General features: G+C 55.1%; 16 protein-coding genes. 8 read left to right on the top strand and 8 right to left on the bottom strand.

The window, feature by feature from the left end:
- Position 1: 1 nt before the first annotated feature.
- Together SHM7688_RS17015 and SHM7688_RS17010 are read right to left on the bottom strand one after the other, a co-directional pair.
- The gene (locus SHM7688_RS17015; RefSeq protein WP_058241140.1) at positions 2-1327 is read right to left on the bottom strand and encodes an aspartate aminotransferase family protein; all 1326 of its coding nucleotides are present in this window, start codon (positions 1325-1327) and stop codon (positions 2-4) included.
- On the bottom strand, positions 1324-2157 hold the full coding sequence (locus SHM7688_RS17010) for a beta-keto acid cleavage family enzyme (RefSeq protein ID WP_083499097.1): 834 nt from the start codon (positions 2155-2157) through the stop codon (positions 1324-1326). The genes SHM7688_RS17015 and SHM7688_RS17010 overlap by 4 nt, the downstream gene beginning before the upstream one ends.
- A 105-nt stretch (positions 2158-2262) precedes the next feature.
- On the opposite strand from SHM7688_RS17010, the gene SHM7688_RS17005 reads away from it, so the two are divergent.
- The 4 genes from SHM7688_RS17005 to SHM7688_RS16990 all read left to right on the top strand — a co-directional run bounded on the left by SHM7688_RS17005 (position 2263) and on the right by SHM7688_RS16990 (position 7292).
- Entirely contained in the window at positions 2263-3129 is an 867-nt protein-coding gene (locus tag SHM7688_RS17005; RefSeq protein ID WP_058241139.1) for a MurR/RpiR family transcriptional regulator, read from the top strand.
- A 46-nt stretch (positions 3130-3175) separates the two neighbouring features.
- Entirely contained in the window at positions 3176-4138 is a 963-nt protein-coding gene (locus SHM7688_RS17000) for a TAXI family TRAP transporter solute-binding subunit (protein WP_058241138.1), read from the top strand.
- A gap of 82 nt (positions 4139-4220) precedes the next feature.
- Positions 4221-6854: a TRAP transporter permease gene (locus tag SHM7688_RS16995; RefSeq protein WP_058241137.1), complete on the top strand. Its 2634-nt coding sequence runs from the start codon at positions 4221-4223 to the stop codon at positions 6852-6854.
- A gap of 12 nt (positions 6855-6866) precedes the next feature.
- A complete protein-coding gene (locus tag SHM7688_RS16990) occupies positions 6867-7292 on the top strand; it encodes a universal stress protein (protein ID WP_058241136.1) in 426 nt (141 codons plus the stop codon).
- Between the two features lie 67 nt (positions 7293-7359).
- Here the strand turns inward: SHM7688_RS16990 and SHM7688_RS16985 are convergent, their stop codons facing one another.
- The 6 genes from SHM7688_RS16985 to accD all read right to left on the bottom strand — a co-directional run bounded on the left by SHM7688_RS16985 (position 7360) and on the right by accD (position 15893).
- Positions 7360-9348 carry a CocE/NonD family hydrolase gene (locus SHM7688_RS16985; RefSeq protein ID WP_058241135.1) on the bottom strand — a complete coding sequence of 663 codons (1989 nt, stop codon included), beginning with the start codon at positions 9346-9348 and terminating at the stop codon, positions 7360-7362.
- Between the two features lie 74 nt (positions 9349-9422).
- Positions 9423-11339: a capsular polysaccharide export protein, LipB/KpsS family gene (locus SHM7688_RS16980; RefSeq protein WP_058241134.1), complete on the bottom strand. Its 1917-nt coding sequence runs from the start codon at positions 11337-11339 to the stop codon at positions 9423-9425.
- A 121-nt stretch (positions 11340-11460) separates the two neighbouring features.
- Positions 11461-12897, bottom strand: coding sequence for an FAD-dependent oxidoreductase (locus SHM7688_RS16975; protein WP_058241133.1), 1437 nt, complete (start codon positions 12895-12897; stop codon positions 11461-11463).
- Complete coding sequence (locus SHM7688_RS19475; protein ID WP_083499094.1) at positions 12851-13180, bottom strand: 2Fe-2S iron-sulfur cluster-binding protein; 330 nt, start codon at positions 13178-13180, stop codon at positions 12851-12853. The genes SHM7688_RS16975 and SHM7688_RS19475 overlap by 47 nt, the downstream gene beginning before the upstream one ends.
- Before the next feature lie 405 nt (positions 13181-13585).
- The gene (locus SHM7688_RS16970; RefSeq protein WP_058241132.1) at positions 13586-14866 is read right to left on the bottom strand and encodes a bifunctional folylpolyglutamate synthase/dihydrofolate synthase; all 1281 of its coding nucleotides are present in this window, start codon (positions 14864-14866) and stop codon (positions 13586-13588) included.
- Between the two features lie 91 nt (positions 14867-14957).
- Positions 14958-15893 carry an acetyl-CoA carboxylase, carboxyltransferase subunit beta gene (gene accD / locus SHM7688_RS16965; protein ID WP_058241203.1) on the bottom strand — a complete coding sequence of 312 codons (936 nt, stop codon included), beginning with the start codon at positions 15891-15893 and terminating at the stop codon, positions 14958-14960.
- 297 nt (positions 15894-16190) lie between these two features.
- On the opposite strand from accD, the gene SHM7688_RS16960 reads away from it, so the two are divergent.
- From SHM7688_RS16960 to SHM7688_RS16945, 4 genes are all read left to right on the top strand, one after another.
- On the top strand, positions 16191-16961 hold the full coding sequence (locus tag SHM7688_RS16960; RefSeq protein ID WP_058241131.1) for a DUF6478 family protein: 771 nt from the start codon (positions 16191-16193) through the stop codon (positions 16959-16961).
- A 23-nt stretch (positions 16962-16984) separates the two neighbouring features.
- Positions 16985-17362, top strand: coding sequence for a hypothetical protein (locus tag SHM7688_RS16955; protein ID WP_058241130.1), 378 nt, complete (start codon positions 16985-16987; stop codon positions 17360-17362).
- Between the two features lie 82 nt (positions 17363-17444).
- A complete protein-coding gene (locus tag SHM7688_RS16950; protein WP_058241129.1) occupies positions 17445-17897 on the top strand; it encodes a potassium channel family protein in 453 nt (150 codons plus the stop codon).
- Positions 17898-17954: 57 nt separating this feature from the next.
- On the top strand, positions 17955-18464 hold the full coding sequence (locus SHM7688_RS16945) for a DUF2478 domain-containing protein (protein WP_306341276.1): 510 nt from the start codon (positions 17955-17957) through the stop codon (positions 18462-18464).
- Position 18465 lies beyond the last annotated feature (1 nt).

Here is an 18465-nt window from a genome sequence, read left to right as displayed (position 1 = left end):
GTCAGCGTGGTAAACTGGCCTCAAGCGCTGTCTGCAACCGATCACAGATCAGCTCAATATGGGGTTCCTCCATAATAAACGGTGGCGCAAGCAACACATGCGCCCCCGTTTTGCCATCAATGGTGCCTCCCATTGGATAGCAGATTAAACCTGTGTCAAAGGCGGCTGCCTTGATCTTGGCCGCCAGCCCAAGAGCAGAATCAAAGGGGGTCTTGGTGTTACGATCAGCGACCAGTTCAAGCCCCAGGAAAAGCCCTCGTCCCCGGATGTCTCCGACATGCGGATGCGCCCCAAAGCGATCGCTTAAAGCCGACTTCAGCTGCGCGCCCATGGGGGCCACCCGTGCCGCAACGCCATCTTCAGTCAAGCGGGTCAGCACAGCCAATGCCGCCGCTGCGGCCGTTGGGTGGCCGTTGTAAGTATGCCCATGCTGAAAAAAACCAGACCCATCACGAATGGTCTCGTAGATTTCAGAGCTGCACAGCATGGCACCAATCGGCTGGTAGCCGGCGCCCAGCCCTTTGGCGATAGCGCAAATATCTGGTACGACATCATCCTGCTCACAGGCAAACAGCGTGCCTGTGCGCCCCATGCCGCACATGACCTCATCCAGTATGAGCAACACGCCATATTGGTCACAAATCTGCCGGACACGTTTGAAATAGCCTTCAACCGGAGGCACCGCACCAGAGGTGGCACCGACAACTGGCTCCGCAACAAAAGCCAAGACATTCCCCGCACCAAGATCCTGAATTTTGTCTTCTAGTTCTTGCGCCACCCGTTGACCGTAGTCAAAAGCGCTCTCACCTTCATACTGACCACGATAGGCATAGCAGGGCGCAATATGATGGGTCTGCATAAGCATCGGAGCAAAGGGTTCACGTCGCCACATGTTGCCGCCTGTGGCCAATGCCCCCAGCGTGTTGCCGTGATAGCTCTGGCGGCGCGCAATCACATGCCGGCGCTGTGGCTCATCCCTTTCCAACGCGTATTGACGCGCGAGTTTCAACGCACTTTCCACCGCTTCCGAGCCACCGGAAACGAGATACACCCGATCCAACCCTTCGGGCGCATATTGGACAAGCATCTCCGCCAGTTGTTCGGCGGGTTCAGATGTCAAAAAGCCCGTGTGCGCAAATGCAACCGCATCCACTTGCGCCTTGATCGCGTCTTTCACTTTCTGATCCGAATGCCCCAAGCAGGAGACAGCCGCACCGCCTGAGCCATCGAAATAGGATTTTCCCGTCTGATCATACAGAAAAGGCCCCTCTCCATGCGTGGCAACCGGTAGTGATTTTAAACAATGACGTGGGAATATCTTGCTCATGTTGTCGACGCTTTCTTCAAAAGGGAACGGCCCATAGCCGATGCCGCGCTCACGGTCCGCCGGATGTTCTCTGCGTTGTCTTCAGCCAGTGTGCCGTCGGGGCGGCAAAGGTTGTTTTCGAAACCAATGCGCACGTGCCCACCCATTTGCATCGCAGCGCAAGCCACGGCGTGTTCGGTTTTTCCGAACGCACAAACCGTCCAACTCTCACACAGAGGTGCCACCGCAGAAACGAATGCGAAGAGATCCTCAACACGGGCAACTTCAGGTGGTGCATAGCGCCCGAGGACCAAAAGCACCTCGCAGCCCTCTTGTGCAATAAAGCCCTCTGCCTGCCACTCCGCAAGCAAGGCGGCATCGGAAGGGTCGTAAAGAATGTGCTGAACCGCAATATCCGCCTCACGTGCGACCCCATACAGACGCGGTGCCAAATCGATATCCCGCGCAATCTCACGCACAGAAACACTGGCAGCCCGCGGTCGCAGACACTCCAGTACCTCTAGCTGTTGCGTCACCGAAAAAACTCCGGCGGCCTCGGTGGTGATCTGCACAGTCATGTCTGGACTGGTTTGCGCAATCGCAGCGATGGCTTCGCGATACAGGCCAGAATCCAGTGAATGCATCCCTTGGGCATCACGCACATGCAGGTGAATTTCGTCCGCCCCAGCATCCGCGCATTGTTTCGCCGTGACGGCAATTTCATCGATTGCAATCGGCAGCTTTTGGTGGTCTTTGCGCCCACGTCGTGCACCGTTGGGCGCAACTGTAATTTTGAGTGGCGTAAAGCCGCGATCCGCAACGTTGTGATGAGTAAGCAAGTGACCTGTCATGGATCTCCACAAGCCTTGAAGGGTGAATACACAATTTGAAACAAATGTTCCAGACATTGACACCTGCTAAAACAAATGAATAAATCGAGTCAAGTGGAGAGATTCGTGAGCAACGCCAGCCGTCTACAAGAAAGGGTTGCAGAAAGTTATGCCGACCTCAGCACGAAGCTGAGGGATGCGGCGGACTTTGTCGTTGCCAATCAAGTAGATGTCGCAGCGCGCTCTCTGCGCTCGGTATCTTCCGCCAGCGGCGTATCTCCAGCCACACTCTCACGTCTGGCCCGTGCCCTGGGGTTTGACAGCTACGAAGACATGCGCGAGCTCTGCCGAGAGACCGTTGGGGGACAAACTCAATCCTTTGCACAGCGCGCCGCACAACTCACCTCGGATGCAGACGCGCAGCGCCCCATGCTGGAGCGCCAAGCCAGCGCCTGTATGTTCAACATCTCAAAGCTTGAAGAAGAGGTGGACAAACAGCGTCTCCAAGCAGCCGTAGACGCTCTGGATCACGCCCGCACGGTGGTTCTCTTTGGAGCATTCGGTTCCACAGGAATTGTCGAATATATGGCCTACCTGGCCAACTATTTCTCGCCGACTTGGACATTGGCAGGACGGATGGGCGCGTCACTTGGCGCTTCTCTGACCACCTTGGGAGCAGACGACGTCCTGCTGATTGTCACCAAAGCCCCATACGCTGCGCGCGCCGTCCTCGCCGCAGAAGCAGCCCAAGACTGTGGAGCAACTGTGATCCTGATCAGTGACAGCCATGCCTGTCCTGCTATGAAATACGCAAATTTCCCCTTTATAGTTCCGTCAGAAAGTCCACAGTTCTTCTCGTCCTACACAGCGACTTTAGTTCTGATGGAAACCATAATCGCAATGTTGGTTGCACAGTCCGGAGAGACCGCCAGCCAACGCATCAGAGACGTTGAAACACGCAATGAACGCCTCGGAGACTTCTGGGCGGGATAGCCACAAACGACACAACTTCAAACTATCATCAACTAGGGAGCCTAAGATGATTTCTAAACTGAAACTGGCCGGAGCCGCAATTATCGCCTCCATGAGCTTTACTGCAGGTGCCTCTGCACAGGAATTCATTTCCATCGGCACCGGCGGCGTGACCGGCGTATACTACCCGACCGGTGGCGCGATCTGCCGTCTTGTCAACAAAGGCCGCAAGGAGCACGGCATCCGTTGCGCCGTGGAATCCACTGGTGGGTCCGTATACAACATCAACACCATCAAAGCGGGTGAGCTGGAATTCGGCGTCGCGCAGTCTGACTGGCAGTATCACGCTTACAACGGCACATCTAAATTCGCAGACAACCCATTCCCAGACGTACGCGCTGTCTTCTCTGTACACCCAGAGCCGTTCACCGTCATCGCACGCTCTGACGTCGACGTGAACAGCTTCGCCGACCTGAAAGGCAAGCGCGTCAACGTAGGCAACCCAGGTTCCGGCCTGCGCGCAACCACCGAAGTTGTGATGGAAGCCTATGGCATGACCATGGACGATTTCGCTCTGGCAACCGAATATAAGGGTTCCGAGATGGCCAAGCAGCTCTGCGATGGCAACATCGACGTGATGATCTACACCATCGGTCACCCTGCTGCGGCCATCAAAGAAGCCACAACCACCTGCGATGCAAAGCTGGTGAACATCACAGGCCCCGAAATTGACAAACTGGTTGAAGAAAACGCCTTTTACCGTGTCGCAACTGTTCCGGGTGGCATGTACAAAGGCACCGACGAAGACACCACCACCTTTGGTGTGGGCGCAACCTTCGTAACCTCCGCTGCGATCTCTGACGATGTTGTCTACGTTGTTGCCAAATCCGTCATGGAGAACATCGAAGACTTCCGCAAGCTGCACCCAGCATTTGCAAACCTTGACCCAGCAGAAATGATCAAGGACGGCCTGAGCGCGCCTCTGCACCCAGGTGCTGAGAAAGCCTACATGGAACTCGGCCTGAAATAAGCCTTCCAGCGACAAACTAAAAACTGCGAATGCGCCCCAGATATGAGGGCGCATTCGTTGCATAGGATCCACGGGGACAAAAATGACTCAAGATCATCTCACGGACGGCGCAGCCTCAGCAGATGCCATGGTCGCAGAAGTCGACACCGGCGCGCGCAATGCCACCGGATTTCAAGGCAAGCTGATCATTGCGATTTGTATCATCTGGTCGCTCTTCCAGCTCTATATCGCCTCAAAACTGCCGGGCATGATGGCCCAGCTCACGGGTGTTTCGGACTTTGCCAATGTTGTCGGTCAGGCACGTTATATCCACTTGGCATTTGCCATGACGCTGGCGATCCTAGCCTTTCCGATGTTTCGCACCTCCCCAAGGGATCGCATTCCGATCTATGACTGGGTGCTTTTGATCCTCGGTGTCAGCGCGTCGCTATATCTGGTCTTTTTCCGATATCAGATTGCAGATCGACCGGGCTTGTGGACCACAACAGACATCACCATGTCCGCAATTGGCATGGTTGTCCTGATGATCTGCGTATACCGCGCCCTTGGCCTGCCACTGGTTATTATTGCCAGTGCGTTTGTTGCCTTTGCCTTCTTCGGCGGCAATTCCGAATGGGTACGCGAAATCACCAACTATGGTGGGGCCTCCCTCTCCAAAGCATTGGGCCATTACTGGATGCAGACCGAAGGCGTCTTTGGCGTCGCATTGGGCGTATCCACCTCCATGATCTTTCTTTTCGTGCTCTTCGGCGCTCTGCTTGATCGCGCGGGCGGCGGCAACTGGTTCATCAAAGTGGCGATTGCCCTGCTAGGCGCCCTTCGTGGTGGGCCGGCGAAAGCTTCCGTTCTCAGCTCCATGATGACCGGCATGATCTCCGGGAGCTCGATCGCGAACACGGTGACAACCGGCACGTTCACCATTCCACTGATGAAACGCATCGGCTTCCCTGCTGAAAAAGCGGGTGCGGTCGAAGTGGCCTCTTCCACCAACGGACAGCTCACCCCGCCTGTGATGGGGGCGGCGGCATTCCTCATGGTGGAATACGTCAACATTCCCTACATCGACGTGGTCAAACACGCCTTCTTGCCTGCTGTGATTTCCTACATAGCGCTGCTTTACATTGTGCATCTGGAAGCCCTGAAGATGCAGATGCAGGGTCTAAAAAAAGCTGGGCGCCATATTGGCCCCATCATGATCCTCGTGCTGTTCCTCACGGGTTTCATCGGCCTCGGCGCACTGACATTTCTGATGATTGCCATTCGCAGCGTGCTGGAGCCGATGGTCGGAGACAGCATCTATATCGCCGTGGCCTTGGTGGCCATGATGTACGTTGGGCTGCTGTATCTGGCATCCAAATATCCAGACATCGCAATGGACGATCCGAATGCACCGCTGGAAGCGCCACGACTGACACCGACATTGCTGGGCGGCGCTTACTATGCTCTGCCAATCTTCATTCTCGTCTGGAACCTGATGGTGAAGACCGAAGAACTGGATCGCCTGTCTCCTGCACTCTCAGCCTTCTGGGCAACTGTCTTTATGATCATTGTCGCGGTTACGCATCGGCCAATCAAAGCCTTCTTTCGCGGTGAAACAGCTCTGAACACGGCGTTTGCCCGCGGGTGGGAAGACTTTGTGCAGGGTCTGATCATGGGCGCGCGCAACATGATCGGCATTGGCGTCGCCACGGGTGCGGCAGGTATCATTGTCGGCACCATCAGCCTCACCGGCGCACATCAGGTGATTGGTCAAGTGATTGAAGTGATCTCTGGTGGCAATCTGATCATCCTGCTGTTGCTCGTCGCTGTGCTCAGCCTGATTCTTGGCATGGGCCTGCCAACAACGGCAAACTACATCGTGGTCAGCTCCCTGATGGCCCCTGTCATCGTGGGCGTTGGTGCGCAAGCCGGACTGGTCGTGCCGCTGATCGCCGTGCACATGTTTGTCTTCTATTTCGGCATTCTTGCCGATGATACTCCGCCAGTTGGCTTGGCAGCCTACGCAGCGGCAGCAATCTCGCGTGGCGATCCGATCAAAACCGGTGTGCAGGGCTTCGCCTATGACATTCGCACCGCGCTGTTGCCCTTCATGTTCATCTTCAACACTGACTTGCTGTTGATTAATGTGAGCTTTGGCAAGGCCGTATTGGTGTTCTTCATCGCCCTGATCGCGATGTTGATATTTGCCGCGGCAACACAGGGCTACTTCATCGCGAAATCCCGAAAATGGGAAAGCGCCGCGCTCCTTTTCATCGCCTTCATGCTGTTCCGCCCTGATTTCTTCCTCGATCAAGTATCCGAAAAATATCAGACCGTGACAGGCGCAGATGCTGTGCAGGTGGTCGGCGAACAGCCAGAAGGGGCCTTGGTCCGCTTCCGCGTGGAAGGACCTGACTTTGACACCGGGGATAACCGCAAAACGACCGTCACAATGGTCTACCCCGGTGGCGATCCGGAGGCGGCGATGTCTGACAACGGTCTCACCGTGTTTGCGGAAGACGGCAAGCTGGTTCTGGAAGAGCCTTTCCCGGGCACGCCTTACTTTGGTCAGTTGGGAACCGAGTATGACTACTACGGCGACACCCCTGTGGTGATCTCCCAAGTCGAGGTGGAAAACGAGCGCATGCCGAAAGAGCTGTTCTTCATTCCCGCCCTTTTGCTGTTGGCCGGGTTGATGCTCATTCAGCGCCGCCGCGCCACTCAGCCAGCATTCTGAGGAGATAGGAACATGTTTAAAACACTCCTACTGACAGTTGATGTGAATGACCTCAAAGGCTCTGAAAAGCCTGCAGAGGCGGCACGTCACATGGCGTTAGACTATGGCGCAGAACTGCATGTGATGAACGTTGTTCCTGACTATGGCATGTCCATTGTGGGGGCCTATTTCAGCAAAGATCACAACAAAGCCATTCTCAAAGAGGCGAAGGCCGCTTTGGAAAGCTGGGCACAGCAAACGCTCAAAGATGTGCCTGATCTGCGTCTGCATGTGGATCAGGGCACAGTGTATGATCTGGTCTTGAAAGAAGCTGAAGCGGTGAAAGCGGATGCCATCATTGTTGGTGCGCATAAATCGCAACTCAAAGACTACCTGATTGGCCCCAACGCCGCGCGGATATCGCGTCATGCCAAACAGTCTGTTTTTGTGATCCGCTAAACACACATAAAACCAATAAGGCCCGCAGACACCTGCGGGCCTTTTGTCTTTCTGATCGGCAAACGTCCTACAAACGTGGGATCACGCTCTCCCATTCCCGGCGAAAGACCTCTTCCCCATTTTCAACCGCCAGCAAATCTGCTATCATGATGAAGTTCCTGCCGTCGGTGCGCATGCGAATATTGGCGTCAATCTCTACCTGCCAATCCCCGCGCTGCATCGTGCGCCTGCGCGCAGAGGCGCTTTCCGCCGAACAAGGATCGCCATCCACAATCGTGAAACAATCGGTCACCGATGAGCTCATGATCAGACCAGTGGCCAGATCTTCGACTTTTCCGGTTTCTCCAAAAATCTCCATGGTGGCGGACTTTGCGCTGTGGTCTCGTACAACACGCTTACTTTCTTTCGGCTCGGTGAGCACCCGTGTTTTTCTGGGCTCCGCAGAACGCGGCTCATCAAACACTGGAGCTGCCAAGACATCGCTCTCCCGAACTGGCAATTCCAAAACGCCGCTTTCCAAGCTTAATGTCGCCAGTGCCGCTTCCGGCCAAATGTACGGCCAGTAGCTCGATGACATCGCCACGCGCAGCTGATGCCCCTCCGGAACCCGATAGGCGCAAGAATCCAATGTCACCTCAACATCCACCACCCCACCAATCGGCAGATCCTCTGGTGTCTCATGCCCATTGCGGTGGCGCAGGTTCAAAACACCGTGTGAGATCAATGTACTCTTGCCATCCGGCCGGACATCGCTCAACCGCACGGCCACCTGCGCCGCAGGCTTATCTGACGCCAGGCTCAATCGCACGACGGGGCGCCCCACGATATCTTTGGCCACTGGGAGCTTCGCTGTATCAAAACAACAAGACAGCGCATCATCCGTACGCTGATCATCCGGCAACTCTCCGGGACCAAATCCAAACGGGAAATACTCACCAGCCCCCTCACCACAGAACAGCGCGGGGTGGATGGTACGATCACAAGTCCCCGCCACGTCCTGCAACCTGTTTTCTACAAGATGCCAGCTTTCCAAGGGCGATTGCACCGCCGCCTTGTCATCCGCAATCCACCGCCCCGGGCGCTCTACGTAACTGGTTTGCGGTGGCATGCTGTCCATCACCCATCGGCGCATATCCGGAAGATGTTCCACACCATTGTCGATGCCTTTCAGCCAACGGTCCCACCAGCGCAGCATTTCCCCCAAAAAGTCGATCCGCGGCCCCGGCACGGCGAAATGCGGATATTTATGGATCCAAGGTCCGATCAAGCCCTTGACCGGTGCCTCCAAGTTCTCAACGAGATGAGAAATTGTGTTGCGATACCCGTCATGCCATCCGCCAACACTCAAAACCGCTGCGCTGATCGCAGAATAATCTTCACAGACACTGCCATGGCGCCAATAATCATCCCTCAACTGATTGGTCACCCAAGTATCTGCCAAGAAGGGCGTATTCTCCAGTCGTTCCAGCCACATCGCGCGCCAATTTTCTCCGACCACTTCAGGATCAGGCGGCAAGGCAAACCACCCAAGAACCGTCGCCGCCCAAGCCGGGTTCTCCCCCAGCATGGTCCCCCCTTTGTAGTGGATATCATCCGCGTATCGATCAACGGTTGAGCAGATACTTACCACAGCTTTAAGGGGCTCGGGCTTCAAAGCTGCAATTTGCAACCCATTGAAGCCACCCCAACTGATCCCCATCATCCCCACGTTGCCATTGCACCACTCCTGCGCGGCCAGCCACTCTACGACAGCCACGCCATCGCTTAGTTCCTGAGGGGAGTATTCATCATCAAACAGCCCCTCACTGTCACCACAGCCACGCATATCTACTCGCACGCAGACATACCCATGCCCTGCCATATAGGGATGGGTCAGCGCATCCCGCTCTGCGGTGCCATCACGCTTTCGATAAGGGAGGAATTCAAGAACAGCCGGGACTGGCGTATCAGTAACCGGCTTCCACATCCGTGCAGATAAGCGTGTGCCGTCCGGCATGGGAATCCATAGATGAGGTTTTTCTTCTACCTCAAATGGAAATTCACGAACAATCTGCATGGTTTACCTCCTCATTAGTCTGCCAAACACTGCTCGCCTGCTCTGCCAAATGCAAGCGCACAGAATGATCCCCGTCACAAGGTCACGTCCGCCAGATAGGCAGCGATTATTTCCCGCAGCGGTTCTTGCATCTCATAATCGATATTTGGCTGACAGAATTGCGACAGCAGCTCTTGCCCGATTGACAGGCGGAGCGCTTTTTCGCTGCCAGCATCCGGCAGCAAACCTGCATCCACAAACGCCTCCCAGTCTGCTTTCATCATTCCGTGGGTTCTCATGCCCACGGACACGTCCGCGTAGCGCGCTGCCTCTATCAAAAACCGCGCAATCTCATCTTCCAACCGCACGATTTTCTCCGGACCAATATACTCAGCGCAAAGCACATCACGTCCCAGTTTGAAATTTGATGGATAAAACGCCTCATATCCGAGCACCCAACGCCAGCTCAGCTGCGGCTGATTATTGGACATTTGGGTCAACGCGCCTTGCAAGGATGCGGCCATGTCACGATCTTCCTGCGGCATGGCTTGCGGCAAGCTCACAGACGTCCATCCCTCGGTCGTGTCTGCATCGTTGTCTGTTCCAACTGAACTGACTGCGTTCAACCACTGAGCCGCGCGTTTCACGAAACGACGTCGCTGGCGCGCGTCGGCGTTCAGCATCTTCTGTGAAAGCGTTTCCCCTCGCACTTGCATGGTGGCGAGCAAACCGATGTCCGGACGCGCAATAACACATTGGGCGGCTTTCAAGTCGCCCCCGAGCAAAACCGCATTTAGCGCCTCCATGGCTTTCTGGCGCCCTAAGACAGTTTCCGCCCCGCGCGCATCAAGATAGCGCGTGATCAGAAGCTTATCGCCCTCACGGTCTGCAATAAACCTCTGCTGTTCTGGCTCAGCGCGCACACAACGCCGTATCGAAACGGATGACGTTTGGGGGTTATGTCGCAGCAATTGCGCGGCCTCTCGCTGGGCAAATCTGAGCTTTTGCTGCTGTTTCTGCGCAAGGGTGTGAGAGCCCATCAGCCCAAGGCGTTCCGACGAAAACCCCGCGTCATCAAAAGCCTGTAAAATTCTTTCATCCGACACAGGATCATCAACCATCACGCAGTGATTGGAAAAATACCAATAGAGAAAGCGACCGTAGTCATGCGAACTGTTTACCGCCTGCTTCAGAGCGTCTGAAAACTGATCCGGATCCACCACCGTTTCACAGACGTGATGGAAATCCGATTGCCCAAACAACACGGCAGGTTTCCCATGCAGAAAGCCTTCCAGCGCAACAGCCGAGTTGAAGCTCACGGTGGCCGCACATTTGGAGAGAATGTCATGAATATTCGCATCTGTCGCCAGCAGAGGCAGACCCTCTTGCAGGAGTTCGTGCATCAACTGCACATCTCTGAGAGGTCGGCTCTGTGGATGGGTCTTGACCACAATAGGCCGCCCCTCTGCCGCTTCCGCAACGGCCCGCAACATCTGCTCATTGCTGCAATGGGCTGTCTGCTGACGATGTGGGTTATCTCCTTGCAAGAAAACCGCAATACACTCTTGCGGCAACTCAGACACCGCTTGTTTTGGATTGTAGCGGGAGCGTCTTGGTCGCACCAAGCGATTGTACAGACCTTCAAAATGCGCGGCCGCCATGACCGGGTTCACAGATGTTGGATCATAAACAGCGTGCGCCGCAGCACTTCTTGCCAACACACCATGAGCATCCAAGTGATAGTAGGGCGGGATATAGGCCACAGCCGCATTCAGAGCATTGTTCTGTCTCACCACACCATTTTCAACAATGTGCAGGTTCTCAGGTTCCAGCAGCTCTGCATGGTCAATAGCCGAGCCCACTCGCAGCGCTTCATCACGACGCCGCACTTCGATCTTGCCACCTCTTTCCTGGAGCAAGTCCCGAATACGCTTAAAGAGCACGAGGTGAGGCAAGTCGGCATAGGTTTCAACGAATTTCTGGGGCACATGAAAAACAACTTTAGATGCCACGAAAAATTCCCATCGCGAATGATCAGTCAGGCATCACGCCATACTTTGGCCTCTTGAGAAGCTGGCAGCCCCCCATCATGCAACACCTTAAGCCACACAATCTCTCAAGACGTGCCATGGTTCAATCATCATTTCCGCCACCGGGCAGCACCATATTCAGATCATACGGCAACGTGACGACAGGCTGCAATCCCGGAGCGGTTTGCGGCGTGAAGCTCCCGACATCTTCCACAGATTGACGTGAGAATTCCGCAAGCGTTTGTGCGACGACCGCAGCACACATTGCCCCCCCACAAGAACCGTCGCCAGCCGAAGAAAAGGCGCGCACGTCTGACATCGTCCTAGCCCCCAAGGCTGCTGCCTGACGAATTTTCGCAGCTTTGACGCCCGTGCACCGACAGACTGTGACACCATCCTGCGGCTTCAGCGCCGCAGGATAAGGCGGGAAAACCTGATCTACAAAGCCGGTCGCCCGACCATGAGAGGCAAGCGCTAAACGCATCTCGATGGCAGCGCGATCTCGGACGGACTTTGAAACCTTCCTGAGTTCATATCCGATAGTCAGCGCGGCAACACGCCCCGCGTCCTGTAGCGCAGGAATACCGATCGGAACACAATCACCAGCCACCAGCCATATATTGGGGGCGACAGTACGCCCCCATGCATCCGACTTCAGATCAAAGCTCTGCTCTGCCGCGCTCCAATCTGGCGTCAGCCCGCTTGCGGAAGAAACGCTGACATCCTTCACGACGCCGTGGTGCAAAAGCACATTGGTGCAGGGCATATCTCTCAATTTTCGCCCATGCCGAAAATGTACACTCTCAACCGCCCTGTCCCCCAGAAGCGAAATGTCATGCGCCCCAACATATCGCGGCACACCTGCATTCCGAATTTCGATCAGCATTTGGATCATGCGGCGCGCTGGCCGATGCGCCGCAATCACGCTTCCCACATTCTTTTTCAATGCGCCCCAAAGATCAGACGCAGTTTGCGTTTCTACCAGTGCCACCGGCGGGTATCCTAACCGCAAAAGGCTCACAGCCATAGAGTAGAGCGGCAAGCCGCTCCCAACCAAGACGGCATCCTTTGCAGCAAGCCCGCCGTGCTGCATCAGCCTCAGTGCTGCTCCGATCGTCATAACGCCCGGCAAAGTCCAGCCCGGCAAAGGCATCGGACGCTCCATCAAACCCGTTTCCAATAGAACATGAGCGGCACGTAGTGTCTCACGCATACCGTTTGCATCATATCCAACAAGATTGCCCGAGACAGATCGCAACTGCGCATCTGGCACCACATATACTTGCCGATCCTGAAGCCTGGCGATCGCACTCTGATCCTGCGACGCGTCATACCGTTCTCTGTCCGCCTCAAAGGGGCTGTGCAGCGCTTCGGTGTAGAGCCTCTGGTTCTCCGCCAACATTGGATCAACCAACAAGGCGACGCTCAGTCCTCGCGTCACAGCTTCCAAGGCAGCGCTTTGACCCGCAGCTCCACCGCCAACAATCACGAGATCAAATTGCGTCACTTGGGTCCCCACTTTGCCCAAATGCCAGCTCAATCCGCATGCCTTCTCGCACACTCTCACAGCAGGCGCGCCGTTCCACCCCATTGATCAAAACACGACAATCATAGCAGTGGCCCGTCATGCAAAACGGGGCGCGAAACTCATCACATGAAGCATTTCGGCAAAATGGGGTCACACCAACTCCCAAAAGAGCCGCCGCCAAATTGGATTTTGTCTGGAGCGTCAAAGGTCTACCATTGAGGAGAACGGACACCCCATGCACTTTGGGTCTGAACTGCTCAAATCCTGACTCGTCAACCAAACTCGCACTCCACATGCGTCTACGCTTTCCTCACAGGCGCCTTATGCGATGCGAGGCAATATATTTTTAAGGGTAACGGACAAATACCAAAGTTTTTTGGCCCGTTCTTAAAACGAAATAGTTAAGAGCGATCAGTTTTTGATCCCGTTTGACCACAGCCGCCATAACTTCGGTCAGTTTCAACGCATTGCTCAACCTGCCAACGCCATCGCCAAAAGCGCGTGCCAGAAATTATAAGGGGGGCACCCTGCCCCCCATTTTTCTGCCTGCCTGTCCCCTGATCCCGCAGCCCCCCTAAAATAAAGGCGCATCGGGCGTTGGATCAACTATAGAGCCGCTGATTCGAATCAGTCAACAGAGCGATTCGGAAAACTGTCATGATCTGCTTAACAGGCGTTATCATCGCCTGAAGTTTGCCCGCTAACCATGCTCACGTAGAATGTTGCCCGCCAGATAGAGCGACCCGCAAATCAGAACACGTGCCTTAGGATCACGCTTCAGAATATCAGCCTGCGCCGCTGCCACGCTCTGCGCAACATGCGCTTCAAACCCTGCCTCTTTGGCATGGCCGGCCGTTTCTTCAGCGGTCAGCGTATTGGCCTCGCCCGGAATGGAGACAGCATGCAAACTCTCTGCCACCTCTGCAAGCGGGTTCAAATAACCTGACACATCCTTCGTGTTCAGCATCCCACAAATCAAATGTGTGGGCCGCTTCGGCATCGTGCGGATCAACGCGGCAATCGCTTCCCCTGCGGCAGGATTGTGTCCGCCATCCAGCCAAAGCTCTGCCTCTGACGCGTTTTCTACAAGCGGCCCCTGTTTAAGCCGCTGCATGCGCGCAGGCCATGTAACCTCCCGCATCGCGGCTTCACAGGCCTCAGCATCGCAGCCTAGATAACGAAGTGCTGCAAGCGCCGCGCCTGCGTTTTGAATTTGATGTGCGCCGGGCAAAGCAGGCAGCGGCAGATCCAAAAGGCCTGTCTCATCCTGAAACACCAGACGCCCATGTTCTTCGTAGACATGCCAGTGCTGACCATAAGCCAAAACCGGTGCCCCCAAACGCGCGGCCGTGGCTTCAATCACTTCCATGGCCTCGTCTGGTTGTGGCCCAACCACAACTGGGACACCGCGCTTGATAATACCCGCCTTCTCTCCGGCGATCTTGGTCAGCGTATTGCCCAGGAACTGCTCATGATCGATGGAAATCGGCGTGATGACAGTGATCTTTGGATCCTCAATCACGTTGGTGGCATCCAACCTGCCTCCGAGTCCCACTTCAAGCAGCGTAAAATCGGCCTTCACCCTGGCAAAAGCCAGCAAGGCAGCGCAGGTCGTGATTTCAAAATACGTTATATTTTCACGCTGATTGGCTTCCCAGCATTCGTCCAACACTTCGGTCAGATAGGCCTCGTCGATCAAAGACCCGGCCAGACGGATACGCTCATGAAAGCGCGCGAGATGCGGGCTGGTATAGGCATGCACACTGTGCCCCGCCCCTTCCAAACCGGCCCGGATCATCGCCTGTGTACTGCCCTTGCCGTTTGTCCCAGCCAGATGCACCACGGCAGGCAGCTGTTCCTGTGGATTCCCAAGCACCTTAAGCAACCGCCACATGCGATCCAGCGTCAGATCGATGATCTTCGGATGCAAAGCCAGCATCCGAGCGAGAATGGCATCTGATGTGGTGTCGACTTGGGTCATATGTGGCTCCCTTTCAGCTGGCCCGCCCTAAAACAAAGCGGGCTCCCGGTCAAACAACCAGGAGCCCGCAAAACTTTACGCCCTTACGGCCTTATGTGTCAGCGTCGCCTGCGGCTTTTCCCTCTTCAGAAGCGTCATCTTCCGCGACCGGCGCAGGCAAATCGCCTTTGACGGCGGGTGGCATAGACATCAGCATCCGGATAATGGTGACCAGCTCTTCCTTGAGTTCGGTTCGCTTGGTCACGCGGTCCAACATCCCATGATCCAGAAGATACTCCGCACGCTGGAATCCCTCAGGCAATTGCTCACCAATGGTTTGTTGGATCACACGCGGGCCCGCAAAACAGATCAGAGCGTTTGGTTCGGAGATCTGCACATCGCCCAGCATGGCGTAAGACGCGGTCACACCACCTGTTGTTGGATGGGTCAGCACAACGATATACGGCAAGCCAGCCTCTTTCAGCATCTGCACAGCCACCGTCGTGCGCGGCATTTGCATCAGCGAGAGGATGCCTTCCTGCATGCGTGCGCCGCCAGCCGCAGAAAACAGCACCAAAGGCCGCTTCAACGCAACCGCACGTTCGGCCGCTGCGATAATCGCATTGCCGACATACATGCCCATGGAGCCCCCCATAAAAGAGAAATCCTGACAGGCTGCGACAATCGGGGAGCGCCCTATCTCACCTTCCGCCACCAACATGGCTTCTTTTTCGCTGGTCTTTTTCTGAGCCGCCTTCATGCGTTCAGGATATTTTTTCTGATCCTTAAACTGCAGTGGATCGGCCACTGGCTCGGGCACTGCAACTTCGACAAACACACCACCGTCAAACAAGGCCTCAAACCGATCCCGCGCCGTGATGGCCATGTGATGACCACATTGCGTACAGACGTTCTGATTGCCCTTCAGCTCGCGGTGAAACAGCATGGTTCCACATTCGTCACATTTGGTCCACAGGTTGTCCGGCACCTCACGGCGCGAAAAGATCGAGTTGATCCGCGGACGGACGTAATTTGTGATCCAGTTCATGTGATCAGGGTCCTCTGGCTTCCAATCAGAAGTGAAATAGGACGCTGCGTCAGGAAATGCAATCAAACAGGCGTGCATCGCGGAGGGGAAACAGAGGATTTTCCACCGTGGCAGGCTGTTGTCTCCGCATCACATAGAGTATCCCAAGGCAATGGCCGACTTTAAAGTTGTGCAACAGATGGTTTATGTCAGCACAAAAGTGCGTTTGTCTCATCGCAACCAATTAGGTAAATATTTCTAAAGCTGTGAGCGAACAATTCCGCAACCAGAAACACTAAGCAGGATAACTTGAGCGCAATGGCACTGAGCACACGCTTTTTTCAATACGCTTTGCAAACGGGAGTATCCCGGTTCTGGGCCCGCAACGCGAGAAACGCTGCGAAACAAGATCTGGCGACCCTGCGAAACCAGCGCCGCCGCGCACGCGCTCTGCGCCAACATCTCGATACCGTCATTTCGGTTGCAGAAAGCCGCTTGGCTCTTCCGATCATTGGCTCCAACGCCTTTCCAAAGCCGCATGGCACAGACTGGTCATGGCGTCCGGAACTGTGGCGCGAACCGATTCCAACCAAGGGCCGAGCGGCCGTAGAGAATAAAGAAATGCTGGGCGACGAAGTGACCTTGTTTCACGACTGCCGCATTTCCGAACTCACTCTGCGCCAATTGCGCAATCACCGTGAAAAGGATCTCGCGCCTTTTGGATTGCGCATGGATGTTTTTAGATTTGACGGCTCTTTTCTGTCGCTCGTGGTCGACATGCCGCCAGAGGCCGTATCGGGCCTGCGTCGCGATCATGTGGTACGCATGGACACGATTGTAGAAATGGAAAAACCACTCGAAATTTTTGCACGCCTGAACATACGTCATGGCCCAAACACGGAGCAAATCGTGCGCGAACTGCCGCTTAAGGCCGAAGATATACGTGTCGAATTTGATCTGGCTTACTCAAATCTCAATGAAAAGCGTGTCGAGAAGATGTGGATTGATCTCATCTTCGAAGGCCCAGAGATGAACCAAATCGTGCTCCGCGATGTGACATTTTCGCGCCGGCTCCGCGCCGATTTCTGACTTTAGCCTGAAAGGGGCACACCATGAGAGCATTGACGCTGACAAAAATCCGTCTCTTTGAAGGCATGTGGGAAGGCGCCCTTACCTACACGGGGGACTCCGGCCCCACGCCTGAGATCGAGGTAACCTATCTTGGAGAAGCCGTTGAAGGGGGCTCTGTTCAACCGGCTGAGGCCGCCAACACGTGGCAATTAAAATTTCCGATCCCCAGCGAAAGCCTGTCTGATGGGGTGCAAACCATCGTTATCACAGATCGCACCACAGGTGATCGGCTGGACGCTGTAAGCTTCATCGCGGGAGAAGCCTTGGCAGATGACCTGCGGGCGGAAATTGACTTGCTACGCGCCGAGCTCGACATGCTCAAACGCGCCTTCCGGCGCCACTGCGTTGAAACGATGTAAGCGCCTTAACGTCACAGGGTGCACATACTTGCCAGCTCTTTAAGAGCATGTCAGCGTTCTCCCCACACCCAGAAAGCCTGTAATGACACCTGAAAACCTCTTTATTAGCCAACATCATCAGCTGATTTGGGGCACGATTGTCTTGAGCGTTTGTGCGATCATTCACGTCGGTTTTTTGGCAATCATGGTAGAAGCCTTGGCAAAGATGGGCGACTGGGTCGAACGGCGCACTCGGTTCATGCGCACTGCCCTTCTGACCGGTGCAGCCTTTGCCATGATTGTGAGCTCTCACACCATTCAGGTATGGCTCTGGGCCTATGTTCTCATCCACATGGGCGCCTTTGATTACCTCTATAACGCGCTGTATTTCTCATTGGTGACATACACGACAGTGGGCTACGGCGATGTTGTTTTACCTGTAGAGTTTCGGGTCTTTGGAGCCTTTGGCGGCGTGACGGGCATCCTCTGCTTTGGCATCTCAACGGCCTTTCTTGTTTCCCTGATCAGCCGATTGCTCCCGCGCTCCATTGAATAAACACGCTTTCAAAGTATCGCAGCTTGAAATCGTCCAAACGCCCCTTATCCTTTGCTCATGATGAAAATTGCTTACACCATGGCTCACCGGCGCGGTGAACTTGACTTGCTGCTTTCAGAGTTGGCAGCACGGCTGGAACAACGAGATATCAAGACACGTGGTATCGTGCAGACCAACACAGGCTGCGATACCGACAAGCGCTGTGATATGGACGTGCAGGTGCTTCCAGACGGGCCTGTCATTCGCATTTCTCAAGACTTGGGCAAAGAGGCGCGTGGCTGCCGCCTTGATCCTGACGCCATGGCCACGGCCATCACAGAAGTGTCTCAGACACTCAACAAACCCTATGATGTTTTCTTGCTCAACAAGTTTGGCAAACAAGAAGCAGAAGGCCGTGGTTTCCGCGATCTCCTTGCAGAGGCACTCGACAGTGGCGCAACAGTGATTGCTGGCACCAACCCTCTCAATGCAGAGGTGTTTGAAGAGTTTGCAGGCGGTATGGCGACTCAAGTACCTGCAAATATCGATGACTTGCTCGCCTGGTACGACGCGGTCAACGCGTCCTAAT

Source organism: Shimia marina (assembly GCF_001458175.1).
GTDB lineage: Bacteria > Pseudomonadota > Alphaproteobacteria > Rhodobacterales > Rhodobacteraceae > Shimia > Shimia marina.
This window is presented reverse-complemented; position numbering and strand designations above follow the sequence as displayed.